Origin of the sequence: Paenibacillus sp. SYP-B3998 (assembly GCF_010820665.1) — a bacterium.
Classification (GTDB): Bacteria; Bacillota; Bacilli; order Paenibacillales; family NBRC-103111; genus Paenibacillus_E.
The window spans coordinates 293,630-319,127 of the sequence record NZ_JAAIKC010000003.1 but is presented as its reverse complement, the minus strand read 5'-3'; the positions used below and the strand labels follow the sequence as shown (position 1 = coordinate 319,127).

26 protein-coding genes and 2 pseudogenes are annotated in these 25,498 nt (G+C 42.5%); 4 read left to right on the top strand and 24 right to left on the bottom strand.

Annotated elements, in window-relative coordinates; genetic code table 11:
• Nucleotides 1-16: 16 nt before the first annotated feature.
• The 8 genes from GK047_RS11920 to GK047_RS11890 all read right to left on the bottom strand — a co-directional run bounded on the left by GK047_RS11920 (nt 17) and on the right by GK047_RS11890 (nt 8,285).
• Complete coding sequence (locus GK047_RS11920; protein ID WP_163946253.1) at nt 17-1,612, bottom strand: response regulator; 1,596 nt, start codon at nt 1,610-1,612, stop codon at nt 17-19.
• A complete protein-coding gene (locus tag GK047_RS11915) occupies nt 1,609-3,399 on the bottom strand; it encodes a sensor histidine kinase (protein WP_240343911.1) in 1,791 nt (596 codons plus the stop codon). The genes GK047_RS11920 and GK047_RS11915 overlap by 4 nt, the downstream gene beginning before the upstream one ends.
• Nucleotides 3,400-3,555: 156 nt before the next feature.
• Complete coding sequence (locus tag GK047_RS11910) at nt 3,556-3,777, bottom strand: condensation domain-containing protein (RefSeq protein WP_163946251.1); 222 nt, start codon at nt 3,775-3,777, stop codon at nt 3,556-3,558.
• 505 nt (nt 3,778-4,282) lie between these two features.
• On the bottom strand, nt 4,283-4,957 hold the full coding sequence (locus tag GK047_RS11905) for an MBL fold metallo-hydrolase (RefSeq protein ID WP_163946248.1): 675 nt from the start codon (nt 4,955-4,957) through the stop codon (nt 4,283-4,285).
• Nucleotides 4,958-5,464: 507 nt separating this feature from the next.
• Nucleotides 5,465-6,262 (bottom strand): ABC transporter ATP-binding protein, encoded by a 798-nt coding sequence (locus GK047_RS11900; protein WP_163946246.1) that lies wholly within the window; start codon nt 6,260-6,262, stop codon nt 5,465-5,467.
• A 17-nt stretch (nt 6,263-6,279) separates the two neighbouring features.
• The gene (locus GK047_RS11895) at nt 6,280-7,332 is read right to left on the bottom strand and encodes an MFS transporter (RefSeq protein WP_346010327.1); all 1,053 of its coding nucleotides are present in this window, start codon (nt 7,330-7,332) and stop codon (nt 6,280-6,282) included.
• The gene (locus GK047_RS30355; protein WP_346010326.1) at nt 7,329-7,493 is read right to left on the bottom strand and encodes a hypothetical protein; all 165 of its coding nucleotides are present in this window, start codon (nt 7,491-7,493) and stop codon (nt 7,329-7,331) included. Before GK047_RS30355 ends, GK047_RS11895 begins: the two co-directional genes overlap by 4 nt.
• A gap of 60 nt (nt 7,494-7,553) precedes the next feature.
• The gene (locus GK047_RS11890; RefSeq protein WP_346010325.1) at nt 7,554-8,285 is read right to left on the bottom strand and encodes a FadR/GntR family transcriptional regulator; all 732 of its coding nucleotides are present in this window, start codon (nt 8,283-8,285) and stop codon (nt 7,554-7,556) included.
• Nucleotides 8,286-8,393: 108 nt separating this feature from the next.
• Between GK047_RS11890 and xerS the strand changes: the two genes are divergently transcribed.
• Nucleotides 8,394-9,476 carry a tyrosine recombinase XerS gene (gene xerS, locus GK047_RS11885; RefSeq protein ID WP_163946243.1) on the top strand — a complete coding sequence of 361 codons (1,083 nt, stop codon included), beginning with the start codon at nt 8,394-8,396 and terminating at the stop codon, nt 9,474-9,476.
• Between the two features lie 3 nt (nt 9,477-9,479).
• On the opposite strand, the gene mgrA is transcribed toward xerS, so the two are convergent.
• Both mgrA and GK047_RS29225 read right to left on the bottom strand, forming a co-directional pair.
• Nucleotides 9,480-10,469, bottom strand: coding sequence for an L-glyceraldehyde 3-phosphate reductase (mgrA, locus tag GK047_RS11880; protein WP_163946240.1), 990 nt, complete (start codon nt 10,467-10,469; stop codon nt 9,480-9,482).
• Between the two features lie 238 nt (nt 10,470-10,707).
• A pseudogene (locus GK047_RS29225) lies at nt 10,708-10,939 on the bottom strand (hypothetical protein).
• 367 nt (nt 10,940-11,306) lie between these two features.
• Between GK047_RS29225 and GK047_RS11875 the strand changes: the two are divergent.
• A complete protein-coding gene (locus tag GK047_RS11875; protein ID WP_240343936.1) occupies nt 11,307-12,467 on the top strand; it encodes an MFS transporter in 1,161 nt (386 codons plus the stop codon).
• A 270-nt stretch (nt 12,468-12,737) separates the two neighbouring features.
• Here the strand turns inward: GK047_RS11875 and GK047_RS11870 are convergent, their stop codons facing one another.
• The 11 genes and pseudogenes from GK047_RS11870 to GK047_RS11825 all read right to left on the bottom strand — a co-directional run bounded on the left by GK047_RS11870 (nt 12,738) and on the right by GK047_RS11825 (nt 21,632).
• The gene (locus GK047_RS11870) at nt 12,738-13,022 is read right to left on the bottom strand and encodes a hypothetical protein (RefSeq protein WP_163946235.1); all 285 of its coding nucleotides are present in this window, start codon (nt 13,020-13,022) and stop codon (nt 12,738-12,740) included.
• A 201-nt stretch (nt 13,023-13,223) separates the two neighbouring features.
• A complete protein-coding gene (locus tag GK047_RS11865; protein ID WP_240343910.1) occupies nt 13,224-14,816 on the bottom strand; it encodes a sensor domain-containing diguanylate cyclase in 1,593 nt (530 codons plus the stop codon).
• Between the two features lie 219 nt (nt 14,817-15,035).
• On the bottom strand, nt 15,036-15,269 hold the full coding sequence (locus GK047_RS11860) for a cold-inducible protein YdjO-related protein (RefSeq protein ID WP_163946768.1): 234 nt from the start codon (nt 15,267-15,269) through the stop codon (nt 15,036-15,038).
• A 70-nt stretch (nt 15,270-15,339) separates the two neighbouring features.
• On the bottom strand, nt 15,340-15,540 hold the full coding sequence (locus GK047_RS11855) for a cold-shock protein (protein ID WP_078496932.1): 201 nt from the start codon (nt 15,538-15,540) through the stop codon (nt 15,340-15,342).
• Nucleotides 15,541-15,909: 369 nt separating this feature from the next.
• Nucleotides 15,910-16,020: pseudogene (locus GK047_RS29595) on the bottom strand (DJ-1/PfpI family protein); the annotation flags it as partial.
• 16 nt (nt 16,021-16,036) lie between these two features.
• On the bottom strand, nt 16,037-17,377 hold the full coding sequence (locus tag GK047_RS11850; protein ID WP_163946228.1) for a PepSY-associated TM helix domain-containing protein: 1,341 nt from the start codon (nt 17,375-17,377) through the stop codon (nt 16,037-16,039).
• Between the two features lie 28 nt (nt 17,378-17,405).
• Entirely contained in the window at nt 17,406-17,996 is a 591-nt protein-coding gene (locus GK047_RS11845; protein WP_163946225.1) for a hypothetical protein, read from the bottom strand.
• Between the two features lie 175 nt (nt 17,997-18,171).
• Entirely contained in the window at nt 18,172-19,218 is a 1,047-nt protein-coding gene (gene uxuA / locus GK047_RS11840) for a mannonate dehydratase (protein WP_163946221.1), read from the bottom strand.
• Between the two features lie 130 nt (nt 19,219-19,348).
• A complete protein-coding gene (locus GK047_RS11835) occupies nt 19,349-20,146 on the bottom strand; it encodes a nicotianamine synthase family protein (RefSeq protein WP_163946218.1) in 798 nt (265 codons plus the stop codon).
• Nucleotides 20,147-20,323: 177 nt separating this feature from the next.
• Nucleotides 20,324-20,854: a hypothetical protein gene (locus GK047_RS11830; protein WP_163946214.1), complete on the bottom strand. Its 531-nt coding sequence runs from the start codon at nt 20,852-20,854 to the stop codon at nt 20,324-20,326.
• 58 nt (nt 20,855-20,912) lie between these two features.
• Nucleotides 20,913-21,632 carry a Crp/Fnr family transcriptional regulator gene (locus GK047_RS11825; RefSeq protein ID WP_163946212.1) on the bottom strand — a complete coding sequence of 240 codons (720 nt, stop codon included), beginning with the start codon at nt 21,630-21,632 and terminating at the stop codon, nt 20,913-20,915.
• Between the two features lie 114 nt (nt 21,633-21,746).
• Here GK047_RS11825 and GK047_RS11820 point away from each other — a divergent pair, with 114 nt between their 5' ends.
• The gene (locus GK047_RS11820; RefSeq protein WP_163946208.1) at nt 21,747-22,088 is read left to right on the top strand and encodes a DoxX family protein; all 342 of its coding nucleotides are present in this window, start codon (nt 21,747-21,749) and stop codon (nt 22,086-22,088) included.
• Nucleotides 22,089-22,176: 88 nt separating this feature from the next.
• Here GK047_RS11820 and GK047_RS11815 read toward each other — a convergent pair whose 3' ends face one another.
• A complete protein-coding gene (locus GK047_RS11815; RefSeq protein WP_163946205.1) occupies nt 22,177-23,019 on the bottom strand; it encodes an aldo/keto reductase in 843 nt (280 codons plus the stop codon).
• Nucleotides 23,020-23,031: 12 nt separating this feature from the next.
• The gene (locus GK047_RS11810; protein WP_163946201.1) at nt 23,032-24,282 is read right to left on the bottom strand and encodes an MFS transporter; all 1,251 of its coding nucleotides are present in this window, start codon (nt 24,280-24,282) and stop codon (nt 23,032-23,034) included.
• Nucleotides 24,283-24,472: 190 nt separating this feature from the next.
• Here GK047_RS11810 and GK047_RS11805 point away from each other — a divergent pair, with 190 nt between their 5' ends.
• Nucleotides 24,473-24,853, top strand: coding sequence for a winged helix-turn-helix transcriptional regulator (locus tag GK047_RS11805; RefSeq protein ID WP_163946198.1), 381 nt, complete (start codon nt 24,473-24,475; stop codon nt 24,851-24,853).
• Nucleotides 24,854-24,943: 90 nt separating this feature from the next.
• On the opposite strand, the gene GK047_RS11800 is transcribed toward GK047_RS11805, so the two are convergent.
• The gene (locus tag GK047_RS11800) at nt 24,944-25,495 is read right to left on the bottom strand and encodes a flavodoxin family protein (RefSeq protein ID WP_163946195.1); all 552 of its coding nucleotides are present in this window, start codon (nt 25,493-25,495) and stop codon (nt 24,944-24,946) included.
• Between the last annotated feature and the right edge of the window lie 3 nt (nt 25,496-25,498).

The window sequence follows — 25,498 nt, the reverse complement described above, 5'->3', positions numbered from 1 at the left end:
ACCCCTTGGGGCAACTTCACCCATTGTCGATAAATTTGGAAGGCGGGACACTGAAATGCTTTTTGAAGCATTTACTGAAATAGTGGGAGTCTTTGTAGCCAACCATTTCGGCGACGAAATATAAGTTTTTGCACCCGTTTTCCATCAATTCCTTGGCTTTAAGCATCCGGCATTTCGTCAAATATTCAACAAAGGAATATCCCGTCTCGCTTTTAAAAATACGACTCAAATAACTGGGATTGACAAAAATGCTCCTAGCGACCGCGTTCAAATCCAGCTCCGAATCGGCATAATGCCCGTCGATTTGCGCCTTCGCTTTCTCCACCAGCTTGGCCGGTGTGGACTGTTTCAGGCGGTGAGTCTGCTCCAGCACGTTACGGTAAATATCTTGGCACCACGCCTCAATATCCTCAATTCGTTCCAATTCGTCTACAAGAATTGTCGGGTTAAAAGCTTCCCCGACATATTGTGTAATGTCCAGCTTATTTTCGGTGGCATAAATAGTAAGCGTCACGACAAGCTCGTAAACGGTCAGGTAAAGCCTGTCCAACGAATGCTTATGTTCCTTAATCGCTGCGAACAACCGATTCAACCACTCGGCAATCACATCTTTATTGCCGAGCCGCAGCTTGATTATCATCTCTTCTCTGATATACGACAAATCCGCGTTCAATGCTTGTTTCGGCAAGCTGTCGAACATAATGATCCGATCATACCCATACACGGTTTTATACTTGCAGGCAATTATCGCTTCCTTGTACGACTGTGCAATCCCATCATAACCTTGGGCCACGCCGCCTACACCCACCGTAACGGTAAATTTCAAATAAAGACGTCCTGCTTCAATCGCTTCCATACACGTCTCGTAGATCGATTTGGTAATCGTCCTATCGCTTTGATCGCAATCTGGATTGACTAAAACAACGGTTCTGTCCTCTTCGTCGAATGTCGTTTCCGCATGCTTCATGCGGCTGAAAATTTCACTGAAAATGTTAAAAACGGCAAATCGTTTCCATTTAGGCGTCGGCTCTTCGACTTCCTTCGCTTTATCGATCGAAAATACGATGATAACAACCTGGTCATTGCGAAGCTTCGGAAGATGCATCTGCAACTTGCTCTCGCTAGGTTTGGTAGCGCTACCATCCAATAGCAACTGGATAAACCTTCTTCGCAAAATGCCATTGCTTTCCCTGACATTTTTTTGAAAATTCTCCTGCAGTTCTTTTCGCGTGGTTTCCTTATCGATGCTGAGCCGCATTTTTCGCAGCACTTCTAAGAGCTCGTCCATATTGATCGGCTTGAGCAAATAGTCAGAAACCCCTGCCTGTATAGCGGTTTTAGCAAAATCGAAACTGCTGTATCCAGTAAGAATGACAATTTTCAAGTCGGGATAGTTCATCTGTGCGTTCTTGGCAAATGCCAAACCGTCAACAATCGGCATATTGATATCGACAATCGCTAACTGGATCGGGGCATGCTGCAGGAGGAGCAGCGCTTCCTCCCCGTCCGCGGCTTCTCCTGCCACTTCAAAGCCCAGCCCATTCCAATCGACGCTGATCTTGAGCCGCTCCCGTACCAAATATTCGTCATCCACAATAATTACCTTGATCATTCCGCATCCCCCCATTTATCTGCCGGCAGCGAAATTCGCACCCTCGTTCCCTTCCCATCCTCACTCTGTATCTCCAGCCCATACTCGGACCCGAAGAAAAGCTTGATCCGCTCATCGGTGCTTTTCAGGCCAAAGCTTTTGTTTTTGTAATCGCCAGGTTCCGACCAGAAAATTCGCTGCTGTCGCTCTTGCGCCATACCGATACCATTATCGACCACCTCAAGCAATAGCTTATTGTCGTTGACATACCCATTGATTTCGATAAGTCCTTTACCCCGTTTATTCTTCAGTCCATGATAAATGGAGTTTTCTACGAGCGGCTGCAGCAGAAGCTTGATCGTTGCGTAATTGTACGCTCTCTTGTCAATGTCAAAGCGGTACTCCAACTGGTCTCCGTACCGAACTTTCATAATTTCCAAGTACGTCTGTGTAATGATCATTTCGTCTTCCATAGAAATAATTGGACTGCCTTTACTTAAAACGCCGCGATAAAACAGGGCAAGTTGGTTGACGATGTTAACAATATCCCCATTACGCTTCAAATCTGCCAGCGCGCAAATGCTTTCTAGCGTATTGTACAAAAAATGCGGGTTAATCTGCGATTGCAAGACGGCGAGCTCGTATTCTCGCTTCTTCTTCTGCTCGTCGATAATGTTCTCCATCAATGACTTGGTTCGATCGACCATTTTATTGAATTCCTTAGCCAGCGCCCCGATCTCATCCCTCGATTTCAAATCGAGGCGGACATCAAGATTCCCGTCCTGCACATTTTTGACGAATGCCTTAATACGGGAGAGCGGCCGTGTAATCGATTTGGCGATCAGAATTGCCAAGATAACGGCCAAAATGACGAAGAGCGCACTCCAATAAATGAACTTTTGGGTCAAAATTTGATTGCCCTTCGTTATTTCCTTGATTGGCACAATCCCCAAAATAATCCAATCGAGCCTTGGGTATTCGCGGGAAACAACCAAATAATTTTCCTTGTTCATTTGAAACGTTTTGCTGCCTTCGTGGCTGAGCACCCAAGAAAAATACGGTTCGTCACCAATGTAGACATGCAATCGGTCTTTGTTCGGATGCGAAGCAATCATTCCCTTTTTGTTGACGATGAATAGCTGCCCGTTTTTCCCGATGTCGATATTGGCGTATTGGTTGGAGATGAATCGTTCATCGATCGATAGTTGGATTATACCAAGGGCGCTTCCGTCCTTGGCGGAATTGAATTTCTGGAACAAGGACACAACGCTGCGGGAAGACCCTTCCTTGAAATAGTTGCTGGCCCCCGTATCCTTCCATTCAAGGCCAAAGGAGGAATCGGCAAACCTCCGGAAATATTCGTCCCCGATGTTTTGAACGTCCTTAGCGTTGCCCGAGTCGTATATATGGTGGTTGCGGTCGTAAATAAGCATTGTATCCACGAATGTTTTGGAGTCGACGATGTCGGCCAGCGCATTCGACACTTCGACGTACCGATTATAATTATCGAGCGGATCCGCTGTCTGGGGCTCGTTCAGCACGCGTTGAACGATATTGTTGGTGATGGCAATCTTGGAGTAATTCTCCGAGTTATCCATGATAATTTCCAGTTTCTCCGATGCTAATCGCAGGTTCTGCTCGGTATTCTCAATCGCCTTGTCGATCACCATGGCAGATGAGGCTCGGTACGTGAAGACTGCCAGTAAAATGAGCAGTAGGGAAAGAGCGACAATGAACGAAAGTGTAATTTTTTTATTGATTGAAAGCGAATAATAGTATTCGAGGCATTTTCTTTTCAGGCGTGCCAACAATATCGTCCCCTTTCGCAAGTTCTGCCGAAGTTTAGCGAAAATATTAAGAAGCGAACGACCGGTTCACTTCCTGCTATTATAGAACAAACCAGAGGCGAATCATACACCTCTGGTTTGCCTAAAATACGTATTCTCTTTTGCTAGAATTAGACTTTATAAAGTAAACTCTATCTTCAAATTCGGCTTATTCTCCAGATTCACAGTTGTTTCCAATTGTACTTGCTTAATGAACTGGTTGGGAGCATGAGCGAAAGCTTGCAGAACAGAACCCCAGTCTTTGGCCAACTGCGCAATGGTTTCCCTTTTAAATAACGCTGTACGGTATTCCATGACGCATTCCAGATGACTTCCTGTTTCAGTCACTTCTAGTGTCAAATCGATTTTGTAGAAACAGAAAAGTCGTATCTTGCATCTCAGCGATGTTGGAAAGATAAGCAGTTCTGGTGTTCTCGTTTTCAGAATTTGCCTGAGACGCAGCTCAGCCCTCTGATGGTTCGGAGGGGAACCACAAGGGTTTTGTTGTGGATTATGCCATATGTCAGTTGATCAGAATCGGGCGGGTAGGAAAGAGAAGCAGACGTTTTGGAATGTTTACGGGGACGATGCCATACGTATGAGAGTTCAACCTCAATGCTCTGTACGATCCTTTATGGAAGACGTGCAGAAGGGGCACAATCGTGTGCCACCGTGCTTTTGAAAAGCCGTAAATGCTTTGTTTCAGGCTGCTTATATGGATCGCACCTTCAAATCTCACCGTACGCCAATCAAATGCATGGCCGTAGAAGGATTCATTTTTTCTTCATACCAGATCCGTTTCTCTGGGTGAGTTAAATCAAAAAGCTCTTCTTGTTGAAGGTATCCACGCTTACACTCCTCTGCCTTATTGGAAGCTATACAGTAACGGTTGGTTTTCACGCATTCGGAATTTAACGAATTCTGCTTTGGTATCAAAATGTAAATAAATATTCGTATCCATTAATCGGCTGAAGGGTTGCATCGACTCTCCACCAAAGGAATGCCCAGGAAGAATATGAACGTAAGGACGGACCTTGCTTTTTAGTCTTTGAATACTGTCAAACATACTTTCAGGGTTGCCTCCAATTGAACTGCACGTCCCGCATCCCTCTACAAAAAGAGTATCACCCGTTAATATATCGTTCGTTAAAAGGAAGCACGTACTTCCTACCGTATGTCCTGGGGTAACCATGGCCATGATTGGCGTGTTGCCAATCCAAATCGTTTCCATATCCTCAAAAAGATATAGATTTTCTACCTGATAATCATAGAACTCAGCTTCACTTCTGGACATATATACTTTGGACCGATATTTCCTAGTTAGTTGGGGGACAAGATGAACATGATCCATATGAGAGTGAGTCAACAGAATGGCGTCTACTTTTACTTGGCACCCCTCCAGAACACTTACAATTTTGTCCATCTCCCAAGCCGGATCGACAATGGCGGTACACTTTGTCGATTCATCGACAAGGATGTAGCAATAATTGACGCTTTTTTCCGAAGTTACCTTCAATTGCTCAATGTTATAGGTCTTCATCTTGTTGCATACGCCCCCTTCAATGCTAAATAATTGAAAGAATTTTCAGTTTATCAAGTGTTACAATCGTGAAATAAACACGCACATATGGATAACTATAAATTCACAAAAATAATTGAAAAATATAGAAACCTACACCGCTTATTTCTATTCAAGAATAGAAGCAATACGAAAAAATAGTCAAATGATGATTTTGTAAATTGTCCCAAACAACTATTAATTATGATCCTTTCACTCAATTACCACGCATAATATTCGTTTAAATCAGCATAAAATGATGTAAATAACAAAACATAAGTGAATTACCGAATTTACTTTACATGCAAAAACGACCTATGATAGAATCTAAAAGTTCGCGAATTTAATATAAACGTTTATTTTATTCTTGAAGATTATTAAATTTCACAATAAATTTATATATCAGAATTATCTGAATTAATAAATTTTATTTTAAATCATAGTTCTATGAAAATAAAAAAAGCCACTCTAAAAGAGTGACTAATGTAGTCAGATGATTTCGCATTTTGCTGGAAGCACCCAATGACGTTCATCACGTACGATGACTTCAACTATCGTTTCAAAGAAAAGGCTAAGCTGCTCGCTCGTTAAAACATCGCGTAGCTGCCCTTGCCGGAATACTTCACCTCTTCGCAGCAATAACGCATGCTGAAAAATTGGAAGGATTTCCTCAGTATGATGTGTCACATAAAGCAGTGTAGGCGCCTGTTCATCTTGCGCTAAACGTTCAATCGCCTCCAGTAGCTGCTCGCGGGAGAAGAGATCGAGTCCATTACATGGCTCATCCAGGATGAGCAGCTTTGGCGAAGCCATAAGCGCTCTTGCGATCAGCAGCTTTTGCTTCTCTCCTTGAGAGCACGATTGGAACGTCCTCCCTTTCAAATGTCCGCAGCCCAGCTGCTGCATGAATAGCTCGGCTTGCACCCATTGAGCCTCACTTGGGTTATCGTAAAGCCCAATGGTCGCGAATTTACCGCTGACAACGATATGTTCAGCTTTGTCATTCATATATAATTTTTCCTGTAGGGAAGAACTTACCCAGCCGATCTCTTTGCGCAGCTCACGCAAATCAATCGTGCCAAAATCATTCCCAAGAACAGAAACCTTCCCTTCATTTGGCCAAATATATCCGTTAATGACGTTCAGCAAGGTCGTTTTTCCTGAGCCGTTTAAGCCAAGAATAGCCCAATGTTCACCCTTCTTAACTTCCCAGTGGATATCCTTCAGCAGCGTTTTATCGCTTTTGCAGTAAGACGCCCTCTCAATGTGAATCACCATTTCTACCATCGTGACATTCCCTCTTTCTACCCTTCTCCGGCTAATTTTCGATCAGATGGCAAAAGTACTGCCAACAAACCCAATAATGGCAAGTAAGCACAAAGCTTGATAACAAAAGTGACACTAGTCGCATCTGCAATAACGCCTAAAATCGCAGAGCCTATTCCTCCAAGGCCAAAAGCGAGTCCGAAGAACAGTCCCGCTACCATGCCGACGCGGCCAGGCAGCAATTGTTGAGCGTACACAATAATGACCGAGAAACCAGACATCAAGATCAACCCAATACAACTCAGTAGAACAATAGCTAAAGTTGGGTTTACATAAGGTAACAGCATAGAGAATGGCGCCGTACCCAGAATTGAAAACCAAATGATGTTGCGCTTACCGAAACGGTCCGCAAGCGGCCCCCCGAAAAATGTCCCTGCCATTCCAGCGAACAACAAGACAAATAAGTAAAATTGTGATTGTTTAATCGATATGCCAAACCGTTCAATCAGAAAAAATGAATAATACCCATTCATACTAGCAATATAAACAAACTTGGAAAACAACATGACGATGAGTACGGTCATAGAAAGAGCGACGATCCTCTTATCCAGCTTCTGCTCCTTCTTCACTACCATACGGGCACTGGTTGTCTGAGCTCTCAACTTCAAATCATTTTTGTACCATTTCGCCACACGCAGCTGGACAATGACGGCCAAAGCTGCAAACAAAGTAAACCAAATGATGCTGCGCTGCCCATATTGAACAAAAACAAACGCTGTCAAAACAGGCGCAATAGCCTGCCCAGTATTGCCACCCAATTGAAAGATCGACTGTGCTAATCCTTTGCGCGATCCGGAAGCCAAATGAGCAACGCGCGAGGATTCAGGATGAAGCACGGCAGAGCCAATGCCAATAAGAATAACGAACAGGAGCAGAATGGCAAAGCTATGCGCATAAGCTAATCCTGCTACGCCAACCATGGAGAAAACGACCCCTACAGGGAGTAAATAGGGTGTTGGTTTTTTATCCGTGTACAGACCAATTAAGGGCTGAAGCAGCGAAGCTGTCACATTGAGAGCAAAACCGATCATGCCGATTGACTAAACGATAGCTGTAACGACTCGTGCAGGATTGGAAACATAGAAGGGATAACCGATTGGATTGTATCATTAAGTAAATGGACAAAACTGACTGCAAAAAGGATGGAAAAAGCCATCGTGTTCGCCTGTTTTCCTATCGATTGCGTATTCATATTCTTCTCTCCTTCTCATAATTCGTTATATCATCAGACGTTTAAAGCTAAAAGAAACAATTAGCGAATTAATTGTTCCAATTCTCGTTTAGTTCTCTCTAAATGCTGAACGGTATAGGTGACAGCCGCTTTTGAATCTTGATCACGAATAGCTTCATAAAGCTTAATATGCTGCTCCGTATAATCATGATGAAGCTCTGGATCTGCGGTATGTCTCACAAGTGCAACGCGCAGCACCTCCGAGAACGTCTGATATAAATCGACGACGATCGGATTTTTCGTTGCTGCTGCAACCGCGAAATGAAACGCAATATCTGCCTCTAAAAATAGCTTGTTATCCCCCTCAGCTAAATGTTTGTTACGCAGCTCCAGACTTTCACGGATATGTACTAAATCGTTCTCATCGCGTCGCTCTGCGGCCAATCTCGCAATTTCAACCTCCAGCATGAATCGCACTTCGTATACATCCAGCACCTCAGCCCGTCGTAATCGATCATCCAGCGGCTCCTGAGTACTCATCGTTCCAATCACGAATGTTCCATGCCCTTGACGTTTCTCTAATAGCCCAGCGTGTGCCAGTACGCGAACAGCTTCACGTATCGTCGAGCGACCGACGCCGAATTGCGCCATGAGTTCAGGTTCCGTTGGAATCTGAGCACCGATAGGCAGCTCGCCTAGCGAGATTTTCTTCTGCAGCTGCTCCACAACGTCATCGACAATTTGTCTGCGCTGCACGGTTTGAAAAGAAATTCGCCCCGAATTCATCTGATCATCTCCTTTATTTTTAAACATTGTACCAGACACTCTCCCATAAAATCCATCCTTTTTTCAAGATGCTACCATTTTGCCTCCCTCACTGCTATACTATCAACAAGAACTAGCATTGAGGTGACGACACCTATGAATATCATTAAAATAAAAGATCGCAACGAATTAGATAAGAAAATTCCGACTATGCCCTGGTACGTAGAGAAATTCATTAACTATAAGCTACCCGACCTCTCTCCCTCTTCTTTGCTCGAATACATTCGCGATTACGAAATTTTTTTCTCATGGTTGTTGGCAGAAGGACTATCCTCGGCAGCCTCGATGTCGCAGGTGCCTCTTGTGGATTTGGAGAAATTACATATGGAGAGTGTCGACAATTTCCGTATGTTTTTGGCTACGCGCAGAGAGCACGCGAATGTCAAAACAACGATCAATCGCAAGCTATCCGCGCTTCGATCGTTATTTCACTATTTGAGCCAAATTGCCGAGGATGAGGATTTCTATCCGCTTCTCAAGCGGAATGTGATGGCGAAGATCGAAATTAAACGTTCGCATAAGCCCAAGGATACTGCCGCTAAGCTTGAAGGCAAGCTCCTGCAGGAACAGGAAATCATTGAATTCATTGACTATGTGCAGCATGGTTACGAGCATGATGTTGCAACGAACAAACAGGCCATATACTCTTATGAGTTAAATAAAATAAGAGACGGCTGCATCATTACATTAATCCTGAACTCAGGCCTACGTGTCTCCGAAGTGTTCAACTTAAATGTCGATGATATTGACCTCAAGAAAAAACTTACGTACGTGTATCGCAAAGGTAAAAATGACGATACGTTCAAAACACCTGTTTATTTCCGGCAAGATGCCATTCAGGCATTAACTGATTATATGGAAATTCGGCATACCCGCTACAAACCAGTTAAAAAAGAGAAAGCCCTCTTCCTTGCCATAGCTAATGGCAAACAAGAAGGCGAGCGTATGACGAAACGAGCGATACAAGAAATGGTCAATAAATATGCGAAGCGATTTGGTAAGCCCTACTTATCCGTTCATAAGTTGCGACACTCTTTTGCAACCGACTACTACCTCCAAAATGACTTGTACAAAACGCAGGAACAGCTGGGCCATGCTTCACCAGAAACGACTCAAATTTACGCGCATCTCACGGATAAGACAATGTCTGAAGCGATTGACAAACGGATGGAATCCTGAAGACTACTTCAGGATTTCTTCAATTCTAGCAAGCTCCTCTGGCGAGAAAGCCAAGTTTTTAAGAGCAGCTACGTTATCTTCAATTTGGGAAACTCGGCTTGCGCCGATAAGCGCTGATGTCACTCGCTCACCGCGCAATACCCACGCTAGGGCCATTTGCGCCAAGCTTTGTCCGCGGCTGCCAGCCACTTCGTTCAATCGATTGATTTTGGCAAGCTTTTCCTCAGTAATATCCTTCGTATTCAGGAACACGCTCTTACCGCCAGCACGGGAATCACTTGGAATTCCGCTAACATATTTGTTCGTCAAGAGCCCTTGCGCAAGTGGAGTAAATGCGATGCTTCCTGTGCCAAACTCATCCAGCACATCCTGCAAGCCATCCTCGATCCAGCGATTCAACATGCTGTATGAAGGTTGATGAATCAAGAGCGGTGTCCCCAATTGCTTGAGAATCGATGCTGCTTCTTTCGTTTGCTCCGCGGTGTAGTTGGATAAACCTACATAAAGCGCTTTACCTTGGCGCACGATTTGATCGAGAGCTGCCATCGTTTCTTCGAAAGGTGTGCTCGGATCTGGACGATGCGAGTAGAAAATATCTACATACTCGAGTCCCATCCGCTTCAAACTTTGATCTAAGCTAGCAATCATGTATTTCTTAGAACCCCATTCCCCGTAAGGCCCTTCCCACATATGGTAACCCGCTTTTGTGGAAATGATCAATTCGTCTCTGTAGGCAGCCAAATCACTTTTCAGTACTTTCCCAAGCAGCTCTTCTGCTGACCCTGGAGGCGGTCCATAATTATTTGCTAAGTCAAAATGAGTAATTCCTAAATCAAAAGAACGCAGCACCATGGCTCTGCCATTCTCGTGGATATCTAAACCACCAAAATTGTGCCACAACCCTAGGGAAATAGCCGGGAGCTTCAATCCAGATTTGCCTGCACGGTTATATTTCATTTCTGCATAACGTGTAGCGCTTGCTTGATAAACCATGGTACATCCTCCTTAGCGTTTTCGTAGAAGTTGCCAAAGTAAGCTGTAACTTCATCATTTGTAAATTGCATACTTTGGAAGTTTCTTCTTCCTCGTACTAGTATAGGCTAACCGACTCTACAAAAAAAGAACTAAAAAAAACGTGTCTTACTTACCTTTAGGTTAGTAATTCCTTATGTACGCCACTTTATCCTATGAATTATCCTCTCACACGTGTAGATTTTACGGAGCCTAACCACTACTTAAGCAATGTGAGTGGGATCTCTACAGAATTATGAACAAATGATCGTTCAGTCGAGCTTTTATCATCACAGTAAGTCCGATTAATGATGCAATTAGTGTCTGAGCTAGTGCTTTTGCGTTCATTTCAGTTTTAAAGTTGCGTATTCACTTGGTCTTAGTATCCCCATTTTGGAAGTTAAAGCGCTTAATAAGCTTGCTTCGAATCCATTCTCCCAAAATACGTCCATTGCTGCGTCTAGTGCTTTTCCCACATCAAATTCCCGCTGTCAAACGATTCTACACCTATTTATATATCGTTCAGTATGTTATTATTTATAAAATTATTGTCAAATTTCTACTCAATTCGCCTATTATACAACTAAATAATAACGAAAAATATTGTCCTCAATCGTTTCTTGACAGAATTCAATCTCGTGAGCTATTATTATCAATAATCATTTAATACCAATCGGTATATTATGATTATCTGTATGATAATTTGATGAAAAGTGGGTTGATAGGATGGAAAGCGTTGAAGAAAGAATAGCCATTAATGAGCTTGATCAAGGCTACAAGGACAAAGAGCCCGCACAAGAAGTGCTACGGGTCACTACAATGCCACGCTATCTCACACTGTTGTTTGCAATCGCTTGTGGGTTGGCTGTTGCCAACATCTACTACGCGCAACCATTGCTTGACACACTGGCGAGCGAGTTCGGTATTACCCGTTCATCTGTTGGGATTGTCATAACCGTTACTCAAATTTGTTATGCGCTGGGGCTGTTACTTTTGGTGCCATTGGGCGATCTGTTGAATCGGCGTCGATTGATCGCCGGACAGATGCTTTTTTCCGTGTTAGCTCTGATCGCGGTTGGCACAGCGACTACCAGTACGATGCTGCTCATAGGCATGGCTACGGTCGGGTTGCTAGCCGTCGTGACGCAGGTGCTCGTGGCTTTCGCGGCTGCTTTGGCAGCTCCAGCTGAACGCGGACGTGTAGTTGGCTTAGTTACAAGCGGAGTAGTAATCGGAATTCTGCTCGCGCGAACCGTCGCTGGCGTATTGACTGATTTAGCCGGTTGGCGTTCTGTCTATCTCTTCTCCTCGGCATTGATGATGATTATGGCTGTCGTGATGTTACGGCTGCTCCCGAATATTAAAAATGAAAGGGCGTCACTCTCCTACTCGCAGCTACTTCTTTCGGTACTCGCTTTGTTCGTACAAGAACGAATCCTACGGATCCGCGCCGTACTCGCTCTGTTGATTTTTACTGCGTTCAGCATATTATGGACTTCGCTGGTGCTTCCTCTGAGTTCGCCTCCATTGTCTCTTTCACATACCGCAATCGGAGCATTTGGTCTCGCTGGTGCCGCTGGAGCTCTAGCGGCTGCTCGTGCCGGACGTCTCGCCGATCGAGGTTTAGGACAGCTGACCACAGGGGTCGCTTTGTCCCTTTTACTGGTATCATGGTTGCCAATCAACTATACCGGGTACTCCCTGTTCGCACTAATAATTGGCGTAATCCTCCTTGATCTGGCGGTACAAGCCGTACATGTCACCAATATGAGTATGATCTATACGGTGCGACCTGAAGCACGCAGTAGGCTCACAGCCGGCTACATGATTTTCTATTCCATCGGCAGCGCCACTGGGTCAATCGCTTCGACCTCAATCTACGCATACGCTGGTTGGAACGGAGTCTGCTTGCTGGGTGCCGCTGTCAGTGCTTTGGCCCTCCTGTTTTGGATAGCAACCCGTCGATCACCCTTGTCTTAAGCTAATGGCTACTGCTGCCTTCACCATTCGGGACTTGAAGCCTAATGATAGCGCCCATGCTGGGCGCACAACAAAAAAGGACAGCCCTCCCAGGTGGAGGAACTGTCCTGATCAATTATTCGTTGATTACACGCAAAAATATATTTTTGCAGCTGCGATATCGGCGTTATATTGACTATTAAGACTGTCAAGCTCCCATTGGTCATGGGCATGATCCCAATCATACGAAAATTGCTTATCCAATGCGGCTTTATAAGTGCTATAGCTGTTTTATGGCTCTAATTTCACACGCGGGTAACCAGTTCCTTGTCCACTGAAGTACACTTTTGCAATGGCGATATCGGCGTTATATTGTTTATTAATGTCATCAAGCTCCCATTGATCATGAGCATGACTCCAATCATAAGATGATTGCTGATCTAAGACAACTTTATACGAATTAAACGTAGAATAATTTTGAATATTAATGAGAGGATGAGCAGAAGCAGCCAATGTGGCACTCAAAAGTGAAACAACTACAAAAGCCGATGACACCATAATCTTAAAACCTTTCATTGGGAATCCCTCCATATAATAGTATGATTTCTGATACAAACCAATCATATCGAATGTGGGATACTTGCACAATACATTTACCAAACAATAACAATAGGATACATTTAGGATATTCCTCAATGAATAAGTAAAGATACTTGAGCGTGATCCTGTGAAACAAAAGTGATTGGGCTGCTCAAGCTTGAATAAACCTAAACTTCACTACGTCTTTTCATTATTTATTTGATTGGCGATTACCGTTTTATTTCTGCCCTCGCTCTTAGCCTTGTACAGGGCCTTATCAGCAAGCTGCAATAAATTCTCGGGCGTATTAGTTGGTGTAAAATATTCTGCCAAGCCTAGAGAAACGGTGATCGGGTTGCCTGTTGGGCTATTCGTTTTTTCCATGTTCGTTCGGATCCGCTCTGCGGCAATAAAACTATCTGAAGCTGTGGTTTCAGGTAAAAGAACGACGAATTCCTCACCTCCATAGCGGCCGCATACATCACCCGGGCGAACAGATGAGATCATCATTTGAGTTACATGTTTAATAACCTCGTCGCCTACTGGATGACCATACCTATCATTAACTAATTTGAATCGGTCGATATCCATGAGCAAAATTGTATACTTAACTCCCTCTGAGTGCCATTTACTCATAATGGCATCGATGGATCTACGGTTCGTTAACCCCGTTAATGGATCTGTCATGGCTGCTTGCGATAAGCGTTCATTCTGTTCCTGTGCCGAAGATAAAGCAAATATTACAGTATTGGTTAACAAAAAGACCTCTCTATTCCAATGCTGTTTCATTTTAGGAATTGTTACATTCTCCCCCTCTGTCATTTGGCTGACGAGATTAGCAAGTGAAACAAACGGATTGGCTAGCTTCCTTGCAAGCCAAATCGCAACTAACAACAGCAAAAAGAATGGAAGCAGCATGAACACGACTAGTCTTTTGGTATTTCGAAATAATTGATCATAAATCGTATTTATTGGCGTTTGAACCACTACACCCCAACCACTTTCAGGAATAGCCACATAACCGGCAAGAAATGTAATTCCTAGTGTATTGATCACTTGTTCTTTGCCGCTCTTTCCCACCATGAGCTTCTGGATAATTTTATTCCTACTCGTATCTTCACCTAAACGTTTGGCATCCGGATGATACAGCAGATTGCCAGAAGGTCCAACCACATAAAAGTAAGAACCTGTTTCGTCTACTTTACTACTTCCCAAGATTGAACTTAATACATTATTTTCTTCTAAATACATGGTGCCGCCAATAAACCCTTTATAATTTCCATATTTATCAAAAAAGGGTTCACTCATTAAGACAATCAAACGCCCAGTTGTTCCAATATAGGGCGCGGAAAGTAGCGGTTTTTTAGATTTAAGCGCTTCTTTCGACGCGGCAGAATTTAACTTTTGTCCAATTATGGCTGCTAATGGAGGAGAAACCTCACGCAGTACTCCCATTTCATCCACCCAAATGATGGAATTGAAATAACCGCCGACATGTCTAACAAGTTGTAAATATTCTTGAATCTCTTGTTCTGACCATTCATTATGGTGGGACAAAAAAGTGGTAGTTGATTGGAGGCTTTCCCTCATTGTTTTGAATACAGTGTCTACGGTGTGACTTAAATCTTGTGCATTGGAATAATTCAGTGAAAGGGAAGTATTAATTAGCGCTTGTTTTTCCAAATGGTACGAAATCAGAAGCACAATTATAAGTGTAAACGAAACCGAAAGAGCTACTAGCCCGGTTAAAAGTGAGGATAAAGTAATTTTTCTTTTCATTTTCTTGCCCATCCCACTCAGCATTAGAATCGTATCCTTTTCTCGAGAGTATCCCTCCTTTTTCGACAACTTTCATCTATTTCCCTACAAATAAAATGATAAACAGTTAGACCATAGGTTAATAAACAGAACCAATTAGGATTTGCCTATGGTCCCGAAAGCGATATGACATAGCAAAACAAGGCCACCTAGACAGTGCCCTTGTTTCATCCTCATCGTTTTTCGATATATTTATTTTGAAATCTGTTTTCCTTTATTGAGCAGCTTCATGTTTTTATTGGAATTGGCAAGCAAAGGGAGCATTTTCACGCTACTTATCATTGGGGAAAGACATTGGTGGCAGGTCGGTACATTCTCAAACGCGAAATTGTCCCGAATCCAACCCTTGCAGTCCTCTTTCATGCAAGACCAAATCGCCGTGTCTACCTGAGGGAAATCTTCTATCAATTTTCTCCGAAAATATATAGCGAACCCCTCCTATGATTAAAAAAAGTACCCTTAACATATGTTAAGGGTACTTTGCATTTGCTGTAGCTTACAGTTTTACAACGTTCTCAGCTTGTGGTCCACGGTTGCCTTGAACTACGTTGAATTCTACGCGTTGACCTTCGTCAAGGGATTTGAATCCGTCGCCTTGAATTGCGGAGAAATGAACGAATACATCATTTCCACCTTCTACTTCAATAAAACCAAAACCTTTTTCTGCGTTAAACCATTTCACTGTACCTGTTTCCATAATCAATTACCTCCAATAAGTTATTTAACATGTTTTTTTCTGATGAAAATAAAAAATCACACATTGAAAAAGGTAGCATTGCACAAATGATAACCTTTTCAATATGTGAATTTAGGTTTAAATTTGTTTTAAATTTGTTTATAAAAGGATTGTATCATACAACAAAGCAAGAAGCAACTACTACTTGTCCGGAATTTAGGGAGAGGTCAAACTGCAACGTTAATCCTCTCCTCAAACGTTCCACGAACCTCCCCAATCCCCCCCTATTCAACACACTAGAGATTCCCATAAGAAAAGAGGCAGCCTCTTTGTAGAGTCACTGCCCCCCCTGTTTACAATTTCTGATTTCTTCATGCGTGATTTATAATGCTATTCCTCCCCATCAAACCTAATATCGTATTCCATACGTTTCGCCGTCATTTGTGCGGCTTCTTTTCCAATTAAGCGCTGCACCAGATGAAAGGACATGTTAATTCCAGCCAACGAGCAGATGGGACTAACCGGAATGAGAATTCCCAATAGTATGATTTCTTGTACGAAAGAGATATAAGATAAACTCAAGTACGGCAATAACAAGCAATGACATCCCGAATAATGGCATTGCTACGCCCAAAATGACCATAATGACTAAGAAGCTAATCATGTCTTTGCCCATTTTTTGTTTGGGGGGAGCGCTGAATTTTCCTTTTGGTTTTCTGGCGAACCACATTTTAATACCCCAATACATAAGAAACAGAAGGGAAAGTGTTGTGAGCAAGCAAAGAATTTGATTAACTCTGCCGAATAAGTGCCCTTCATGAAGTGGAATTCCATAGGTAAACCACTGCGCTAAAATACCATAATCTTGATAATCAATTTTTGAAATAAGCTCGCCGCTGTACTGATCGAAATAAGACGTAATTTCTTCACTTGGGCCCACGTTCATACCAGTAATCCCTGATCCCGTGGATCTGGAAACCGTAATAACATCCTTTTCACTGGATGGTAAATTGATCACAAAGGGTTTGTTTATTCCCTGTGAAAGGGCGATTCCTTCATAGCTGTCCATGGTGATTGTGCCCTTTTCATTAGCAGATTCAGGTGGATTTTCTTTCCGTGTTGCCCAAGGCAAATGATTATTTTTTGACTCAGGTGGTGTCACATACAACGCCGGGAACCCCAGCGCATGGTGAGCCGTGGACATTTTATAAATTTGATTGCCCATAAACGCTGACCATGGAAGTCCAGAAACAATGAGTACTAATAACGGTATTGTAAAAATAACCCCTACAAGGGTATGCTTCTGCTTATATCCCTGCCTCAGCGTTCTTGCTTCTCCAAGTTTCTTTCTACTGCTCCAACTCATGTATAGACCTGTTACAATGAGGAATACGGCCCAACATGCTGCAAGCTCTACCAGATAATTCACAACTGTACCGCCCACAAGCAGTGAACTGTGCAAATTACGCGTAACATTGGAGAAGTTGTCATTCGCATTCTGACTTCCAACAATTTGATTGTTAGAATCTAAATAAATGTACTTTTCGTTCGCGAGATGTGAATTATACAAGGAAAGACGCGTATTGCGCTTATCCTCGTTGAAATAAGCAATCTTCGTCACCTTATAATCTGGAAAGCTCCCCTCTGTGGCGGTTATCGCTTGACTCATCTTTATATATTCCGTTTGTTGACTACTGCCGAAGTACAAATCTTTGTAAACCACATCTTCAATATCAGCTTTAAATAAATAGGCGATCCCACTTAAGGAGAGAGTAAGGATTAAAGGTACGATAAATAGCCCCGCGTAAAAATGCCACCTCCAAAATGTACGATGAAGTCGTTCTGTTTTCTTTGTCATTTCTATGCTCCCTTATTTTTACACAATTCTAATTGGGTTGTTTTACAAGACTAGCTCTAACTTCTGTTATTAAAAATTGATACAAAGCAATCATCATAACTGCGAAAACCAAATCCATAAATAATACCGTTAATACAGGGTGATCCCCCAGGACCATAACGCCTAGCATGGGCCCCATCATACCTCCCATTACACCTGACATCATGCCGTCCAATGCAGCCACCTGACTGAGTGTTTGCCCAGCAAAAAAGCCTATGACCACTCCAATGACAACGCCTACAACGGTTGAGAGGAACATGCCTTTGAGCAAAAGACCGAGAATAGTCCCTATGACAACGCTGGCCATCATCGACGTAGCCATTGCCGCCATCATGCCCGTCATCTTAGACAGGTGCTTGGCACTCCCGCGAATACGCACAATAAAAAATAGGGTTGCCATCGAAACGAGCACGATCGAAGTTAGGTTTGTTATTTTCTCTCCCAATGACTGTCCTTCCGACGCCATGACGGAATCGCCGTGCTCATGGGCTGCGAGAGCTGTTGCATGCATGCCTGACATTCCTGAAATAAAAACAATCAACATAACAATGACCAAAAAAGCATTTTTTAAAATTGACATTAGAATCCCCCTTTTCAACTATCTACACATTTTATTTAATCAAACCCGAAATTTATTGTCATGACTCCATAGAGCTATACATGTGACAAACGAGAAAAAATTATAACAAAACAACAAAAAGCCATGCTGATCTTGCAGCATGGCTTTACCTATGAGTATGCTTAATCCCCTCAACTTATTTCGATATTTTGCTCAATGTTTCCCAAATACCATTTAAATATGTAATTCCCAGTGCTCGATCATAGAGGCCATATCCGGGTTTTCCCTCTTCTCCCCATATCATTCTTCCATGATCCGGCCGAATAGGCCCGCTATAATTATAAGTATGTAATACTTTTAATATCTCAACCATATCCAATGACCCATCTTCAGATCGGTGTGAGGACTCATAAAAGCTCATCTCACCGACACGCTTAATATTGCGAGCGTGTACAAAATGAACGCGCTCACGCTGCATAAAATAGCTCAGCATCTCAATGAAATCATTATCCGCATTCGCGCCCAATGAGCCGCTGCACATGCATAATCCATTGCTTGGGCTATCAATAATATTAATTAACCGTTCTAAATTTTGTTTATTCGTTATTATTCGCGGCAACCCAAAGATAGACCAAGGCGGATCATCCGGATGAATCGCCATCTGTATATGTTCTTCCTCGGCAACAGGAATAATGGCTTTAAGAAAGTAGGTCAAATTAGCCCATAGCTGCTCTTCGTTCACATGTTCATACTGACCGAACAACTGTTTTAGATGTTGGTCAGTGTAGCTCGTGTCCCAACCAGGCAGCCTGAGGTCACCATTCAATGGATTCATTTGCGCTGCAACCGATTCCTCATAGAGGAGTGCAGTAGAACCATCTTCTAGCTCATAGTAAAGATTCGTTCGCGTCCAATCGAAGATGGGCATGAAATTGTAGCAAACAACCTTAATGCCGGCCTTTGATAAATTACGCAGTGTATTTTTATAATTTTCAATGAAGCCATCTCTGGTCGGAAGTCCTAACTTAATGTCTTCATGCACGGGTACGCTTTCAATGACTTCCAATTGCAGCCCTTTGCGCTCGATGCTTTCTTTTAACTCCATAATTTTGGATAACGACCACTCCTCACCAACAGGAACATCGTAAACCGCAGTTACAATTCCCGTAACGCATGGAATCTGACGGATATGCTCCAATTGCACCAGATCATCACTACCAAACCAACGAAAAGTAAATTTCATAGCAGCCCCCTAGATCATCTATAGAAATTCAATGCACACGTGTGCATTTATATATTAAATTTACCATATTCGTCTCCTGTTGTGAAGATCTGTTGGGTATATGAATTGCGTTCATTGTTTCACCTCCATTTCACCAGATTTGCTTCTGTTCGATAATAAGGGTATCGTAAATACTTTTGCGTCGAACGATTGGGGTCAACTGCCAATCCTGTGACAAGTCTTTTTCCAAAGGATAGTTAAATACAGACTTTAGTCCATTCCCATATCTTAAAATGATCCTTGTATACATAGGCATGGACTGCTTCAAATTTTCGACAATTTCTATTTTGTTTCTTACAAGAGATGCAATCATAATATGCGTGGCCTCATTGACAAAAGACAGTTCATTCACCGATTTTCCCGAGAATTGAACCCTGTTATGTAAGCCTATCAATTCAGTCACTCTTTTGCCCAAATGTACGGCTTCCGCATCCATGTCTACACACAGCACAGCTGCTCCAGTATCCTTAGCGATTGTAAGCGCGGATAAGGGAAATGCACCCGAACCGATAAAAAGCACTTTAGACGTAGGATCAATCCGAAAATGCTGAAGCTCCTCCTGAATAGCGTTCGAGAGTTTAGCCATATACTCACTGATATTCATTTTATTTTCGAGCATCTGAATGGACTGATACTTCTCCAGCTCGCACAGTGCCTCAGTCGACGCTTCACGCAACTGCCCGCTATGCAGTCTGATATCCTCCCCAGGATGTTCCCATCGATCCCATTGTCTTTCATTTTCTTCACTTGTCATAAATCGGCAGAGATCATCGAGCTTCATTCGAAGAAGTTCAAAGCAATCCGAGCACTCTCTGGAAAATCCCGTTAATTGTTTGATTTCAAATGCAAGTGATTGCAAAGAAAGTAAAAATGCATATTTATGCTTCACGCAAACTCCCTCCGTTTTCACCTGCATGTAATGAAGTATCATTATTTTTAATCATCATATTCCACAGCGCATACAAAAATTCAATTCAAATGCCAAACGCAAAAAAACTTCCTCATGAAAAAGGAAGCTCGTGCCTATTAGAAAGTCACGATGATGACTTCGAATCCTTTCATTGAATTAACTCAGAATGTTCTCTATTTCTCCGATGCTTTTTTTAGCTCTGTTATTTAGTGACTTTTTATCTTTCAAGTTGAAGACATCTAGCTCATGACCGGGGTCAATAATCAAAGGTTTTGAAATAATATCCTCTAAGATCTGTACTGTGATCCGACATACCTTGTATAAAAACTCTTTTGGCATTGGTTTTTTTGATGATTTGACGAAGTCTATTATTTTTTCCGCATACATAAGTTTAACCATGCTATCTGCGCCCATGATATGGCGCGATACGAATGAAATGACATGTTCCAACATCCGATCATCCTCATAATATTTAGCTAAAGCTTCAAGCGAGGTTACCGCTTCCCAATCCCTTATGGATAATTGCTTGGAGAATGTATCAATCAATTCGTTGTACCAGTCAATCTCGGTTTGCTTACTGATGTCGTATTTTTTATACTCCTCTAAATAACCGGCGCGATGCATCTGAATAAAATGACCTCGATATAAGATAAAAAGTTCCTTCACTCTTTGTAATTCATCTACCATGATTTCATCCCATCTATGATTTGGAAATCTTTCCTTGCTTTTCTCCCGTCTCTCTACGTTATCTAGCTTCTTCCAAGGCTGCTTTCAACCGTCGGATTTCAACGATTAGAGGTTTACGTAATACGGGCTTTTTAATGATGCCTTCTAAGGCTAGCTCGTGTAATCCCGTAGTGACTGTCTCGCGAAGACTACCCATCATACTTGCCAACTCTTGGTGGGTAAGCGGAATATTGAACTGGATCCACATCTTCTGTTCCACCTCCGCCTCGGGAACGTGGACTTCCACACCAAACTTGATAGAAAGCTTGTATAATAAAAAAAGCAACCGTTTCCTAACGCTTCCGTAAGCCATGTATTCCAACATCTCTTCTACTTCCTTCAAGCGTGTGGATATAATTTCTATGAAATTAAGCGCAAGACTAGGCCTTTCACGTAAAATGCTTTCAAACTGTGTTTTGTCTACTTTACAAATGATAGCTTCTTCGCGCGCCTCTGCGTACATGTTCTCCGAACCTGTTGTGAAAGAACCAATTTCGCCAAATACATGACCAACCCCTAATAAATCTACAGTTAGTTCCTTTCCTCCTTCAGACAGCCTATATAATCGGACACTGCCGGATTTGATTAAATACAAATACTTCTGAGCACTTAACGGAGAAGCGATAATCTCTTTTTTTTTGAAAATATGGATCGGTGTAATGCTTTCAATCCGCTGCAGCTCTACCCATTCAAGCTCATGAAATAACTTAATTCTTGATAAATACTTAATTTTATCCAAAGTTACCTCCAGAATTGTGTTCGCTGTAGTCTGGCATACAGCTTTCAAATTTATTTACTTTTATACTAAGCTGCATGATAACTGAATTCGCAGATACAAAAAGGAGTGGAATACATGAACACAGTACTTGTCATTATTCAATCGATCTTGATTATTATGTTTGGAATATCGGTTAGCGTCAAGTTTTTGCGTACCCAATCGATGGTTCAACATTGGACGTCTTACCGCTATCCATTTTGGTTTATGAACGTTACGGCACTGCTTGAGTTCGTCGGAGTTTGCACCCTGATAACAGCCTTCTGGTTGCCGGAGCTTTCCATATTCGCTGGCACACTCTTGGCTCTATTAATGCTAGGAGCTATTCAAGCTCATCTTGTGCGCGCCAAGCATAAGCCTTCTATGGCTATCCATGCAATTGTCATGTTGGTACTGTCTGTTAGTTTAATCTTTTTGTAAGCAGGCACCCCTATATAATTTCATGCTAAAATAAAAAGCAGCCTGAAACTAAGATCAGTTTCGGACTGCTTTTTCCTATCATTTCAAATTAAAAATCAAAGTTATCTGGATCAGGACCTACGCGTTGATCTTGATTTAACCCATCTATTTTATCCATATCCTCGCTAGTAAGTTCAAAACCGAACACATCTGCATTTTCAACAATTCGATGTTCTTTCGTTGATTTCGGTATCGTTACAACGCCATGCTGCAGGTCCCAGCGTAAAATAATTTGGGCTATCGACTTCCCATATTGAGTAGCGATTTCTTGTAGCGTTGGGTTATCCAACAGCTGCCCTTGCATGAGAGGAGACCAAGCTTCAAACTGAATCCCTTGTTCGTCGCAGTATGCTTTTAACTCCTTTTGAGTCAACCGAGGGTGATATTCCACTTGATTGATCATTGGTTTAACTTCGGCATCCTTCAATAAATCTTCTAGGTGGGAAATCTGAAAGTTACTTACCCCAATCGCCCTAACCCGACCTTCTTTATATAGTTTTTCTAAAGCTCTCCACGTTTGTTTATATTTCCCCGCTACTGGCCAATGTATAAGGTATAGATCCAGATAGGCAAGACCTAGTCTTTGCAGACTCTCTTCAAATGAAGCTAACGTAGATTCATACCCTTGGTCAGCGTTCCATACTTTAGAGGTTACAAATATATCTTCTCGGGATAGCCCTGCCGCTTCAATCCCCTCACGTATTCCTTGGCCAACCCCAGCTTCATTTCCATAAATAACAGCTGTATCTATACTGCGATATCCATGTTCAATCGCCAGTTTGACTGCATGTACGAGTTCAGAGCCTTCTTCGACCTTGAACACGCCTAAACCCAACCGAGGTATTTCAACCCCATTATGCAAGGTAGTTGTCGCTTGTAAATGTGTATTCATTCTCAAGTCCTCCTAGATTGTTAATTCGTTTTGGTTTACCCTCAGAATCTTATCGGCATTCTTTTTCTTTTCTTCTAAAGCTCGACTCCAACCCGTTAACAAAACAGCGCCAAGTACCATTACGCCACCAATCCAAGGTGTATGAATCAAGCCAATCGTATTAACGATGAGTCCCCCCACAAAGGCGCCGATTGCAATCCCAAGGTTAAAAGCGGCAATATTGAAGGCCGAAGCTACGCTTACTGCTGAGGGTGCATACTTTTCAGCAAGCTTCACAACATATACTTGAAGACCGGGGACGTTCATGAAGGCTAATAAACCCAGTACAACGATTGTCATTGTTCCCCAAACTTTAAAAGGAGCCGTAAAGCTAAAGACAACTAAGACAATAGCCTGGACAATAAACATCCAAAATAAAGCTTTTAATGGGTTTTTGTCTGCTAACTTGCCTCCAATTGTGTTCCCAACTGCAATCGCAATCCCATAAACTAACAATATAAGACTGACTGAGCTTGAAGCATAGCCGGTTATCTTTTCAAGTATCGGCGCTAAATAGGTGAACGCAACAAATGTTCCCCCGTACCCTAAGGCTGTAATCGAAAAGGCTAACAGTAAAGGTCCATTGCGAAGAATGTTTAGCTGATCGCTAAATTTCGCGGGTGGCGCTTCTTTTAATTGCTTAGGAATTAATAAGGCGCTAGCAATTATCGCGACCAAACCTAAAATAGCTACACTCCAGAACGTGGCTCTCCAGCTAAAAAATTGACCGATGAAAGTGCCTAAAGGAACTCCCGTAACCGTGGCAACGGTAAGGCCTGTAAACATAATTGCTATGGCACTTGCCCGTTTATGCTCTGGTACTAAATCCGCTGCAATTGTTGATCCAATAGAGAAGAAAACACCATGTGAAAAAGCGGTTATTATCCGCGCTGTGAGCAGCATCCCAAAGCTAGTTGATAATGCGGCAGCTGAATTACCAGCAATAAAAACAATCATAAGCAGCATAAGCAAAGTTTTTCTGCTTATTTTATTCGTCAGCGCGGTTAAGATAGGGGCTCCGAAGGCAACACCCAGCGCATATCCAGAAATCAACAAGCCGGCTAGTGAGATTGAAATATTCAAATGATCCGCCAAAGATGATAATAAACCAACTGGAACAAATTCCGTCGTTCCGATCCCAAAAGCAGAAATAGCTAATGCCAATAATGCCAGTGCGCCACTCTTTTTCTTCTCCCTATCTGAACGATTACTCGCTGCATCCATAGATTAAACCTCCAATTTAACTTCTATTGAGATGCTGTTCATTTGATGACCAAACTCATTTGAGGCCTCACACTCATCTGGTCAAAATCAATGATTAATGTTATTATGACTTGTAAACATTTTTAAAGAAAGTACGTACTTTGAAGTACTGTAGGCACTTTTAAGTACCTATATCTAGGAGGCGTTTCAGATGATTAAATATAATATTCCTGTTGAAGCTTCCTTAGAGGTTATTGGCGGGAAATGGAAAGTCGTTATCTTGTGCTATTTATTAAAAGGAACTCGGCGTACAGGAGAGCTCAAACGATTAATGCCAGGCATTACGCAAAAAATGCTGACCCAACAATTAAGGGAATTAGAGGATGACGGAGTAATTCGCCGAGAAATATATAATCAAGTACCACCGAAGGTCGAGTATTCACTGACAGCTTATGGACATTCGCTTAAAGGTACCCTAGACGCGCTCTGCTCCTGGGGGGAGCGACATATTGAGATGAACTATCCCGATAAAGAAGCGGTCCTCTTAAATACCGAAGAATTAGAGAAAAAATTGCTATTAACCTCAATGTAATAGAAAATGCGCAAAAACCCATTGGATACTAATCCAATGGGTTTTTCAATACAGACAACGATTCTTATCCGATAAGGCTGCGCAGAACTATCAGGTCAATTCAACCTTAGCGCTTAATTTTCTCCTGAATTCATCTACAGCAAATAGGGCCGCTACGTCCTCTAGGATCGAATCCGGTTTATTCCCCTTGCCGAGTACATAACCTTCGAAACTGAAATGCGCGTAATCGAAAATATATTGAAACTGCTGGATGAGCGGCAGCCCTTTCAATTGCGGTTCATCGTCCCCAACGGCGATAACGTAAGCTTTTTTGCCAGATAGTCTGGCCTTGAACTCCGCTCTGTTTTCATTTAAAGATTGGGACCAACGATCAATAAAGGTTTTCAGTATGCCTGAGAGGCCATACCAGTAGATAGGCGTCGCAAACACGATCGTGTCTCGTGCTAATACACGATCGATTAACTCTCGGTAATCGTCAGCTGGGTAGGCACCTAATTCAGCATGACGGTAATCATCAATAGGTTGGATATTATAATCGGACAAATAAATAATATCCGCCTCCAATCCATCAACCAATCGAGTCGCCAATCTTTCTGAATTCCCTTGTTTTCTGGAGCTTCCCAAAAGAACTGCAATCGTCATTAT

Excerpts from the sequence above, each read along its gene's own strand:
- GK047_RS11810 (WP_163946201.1), bottom strand. The coding sequence starts at position 24,282 with ATGGATGCAGCGAGTAATCGTTCAGATAGGGAGAAGAAAAAGAGTGGC.
- xerS (WP_163946243.1), top strand. The coding sequence starts at position 8,394 with ATGAATATCATTAAAATAAAAGATCGCAACGAATTAGATAAGAAAATT.
- GK047_RS30355 (WP_346010326.1), bottom strand. The coding sequence starts at position 7,493 with ATGAATACGCAATCGATAGGAAAACAGGCGAACACGATGGCTTTTTCC.
- GK047_RS11865 (WP_240343910.1), bottom strand. The coding sequence starts at position 14,816 with ATGGGCAAGAAAATGAAAAGAAAAATTACTTTATCCTCACTTTTAACC.
- GK047_RS11900 (WP_163946246.1), bottom strand. The coding sequence starts at position 6,262 with ATGGTAGAAATGGTGATTCACATTGAGAGGGCGTCTTACTGCAAAAGC.
- GK047_RS11920 (WP_163946253.1), bottom strand. The coding sequence starts at position 1,612 with ATGATCAAGGTAATTATTGTGGATGACGAATATTTGGTACGGGAGCGG.
- GK047_RS11845 (WP_163946225.1), bottom strand. The coding sequence starts at position 17,996 with ATGTCAATTTTAAAAAATGCTTTTTTGGTCATTGTTATGTTGATTGTT.
- GK047_RS11815 (WP_163946205.1), bottom strand. The coding sequence starts at position 23,019 with ATGAATACACATTTACAAGCGACAACTACCTTGCATAATGGGGTTGAA.
- GK047_RS11890 (WP_346010325.1), bottom strand. The coding sequence starts at position 8,285 with ATGTTTAAAAATAAAGGAGATGATCAGATGAATTCGGGGCGAATTTCT.
- GK047_RS11895 (WP_346010327.1), bottom strand. The coding sequence starts at position 7,332 with ATGATCGGTTTTGCTCTCAATGTGACAGCTTCGCTGCTTCAGCCCTTA.
- GK047_RS11830 (WP_163946214.1), bottom strand. The coding sequence starts at position 20,854 with ATGGTAGATGAATTACAAAGAGTGAAGGAACTTTTTATCTTATATCGA.
- GK047_RS11805 (WP_163946198.1), top strand. The coding sequence starts at position 24,473 with ATGATTAAATATAATATTCCTGTTGAAGCTTCCTTAGAGGTTATTGGC.
- GK047_RS11820 (WP_163946208.1), top strand. The coding sequence starts at position 21,747 with ATGAACACAGTACTTGTCATTATTCAATCGATCTTGATTATTATGTTT.
- GK047_RS11800 (WP_163946195.1), bottom strand. The coding sequence starts at position 25,495 with ATGACGATTGCAGTTCTTTTGGGAAGCTCCAGAAAACAAGGGAATTCA.
- GK047_RS11870 (WP_163946235.1), bottom strand. The coding sequence starts at position 13,022 with ATGAAAGGTTTTAAGATTATGGTGTCATCGGCTTTTGTAGTTGTTTCA.
- uxuA (WP_163946221.1), bottom strand. The coding sequence starts at position 19,218 with ATGAAATTTACTTTTCGTTGGTTTGGTAGTGATGATCTGGTGCAATTG.
- mgrA (WP_163946240.1), bottom strand. The coding sequence starts at position 10,469 with ATGGTTTATCAAGCAAGCGCTACACGTTATGCAGAAATGAAATATAAC.
- GK047_RS11905 (WP_163946248.1), bottom strand. The coding sequence starts at position 4,957 with ATGAAGACCTATAACATTGAGCAATTGAAGGTAACTTCGGAAAAAAGC.
- GK047_RS11875 (WP_240343936.1), top strand. The coding sequence starts at position 11,307 with ATGCCACGCTATCTCACACTGTTGTTTGCAATCGCTTGTGGGTTGGCT.
- GK047_RS11850 (WP_163946228.1), bottom strand. The coding sequence starts at position 17,377 with ATGACAAAGAAAACAGAACGACTTCATCGTACATTTTGGAGGTGGCAT.
- GK047_RS11855 (WP_078496932.1), bottom strand. The coding sequence starts at position 15,540 with ATGGAAACAGGTACAGTGAAATGGTTTAACGCAGAAAAAGGTTTTGGT.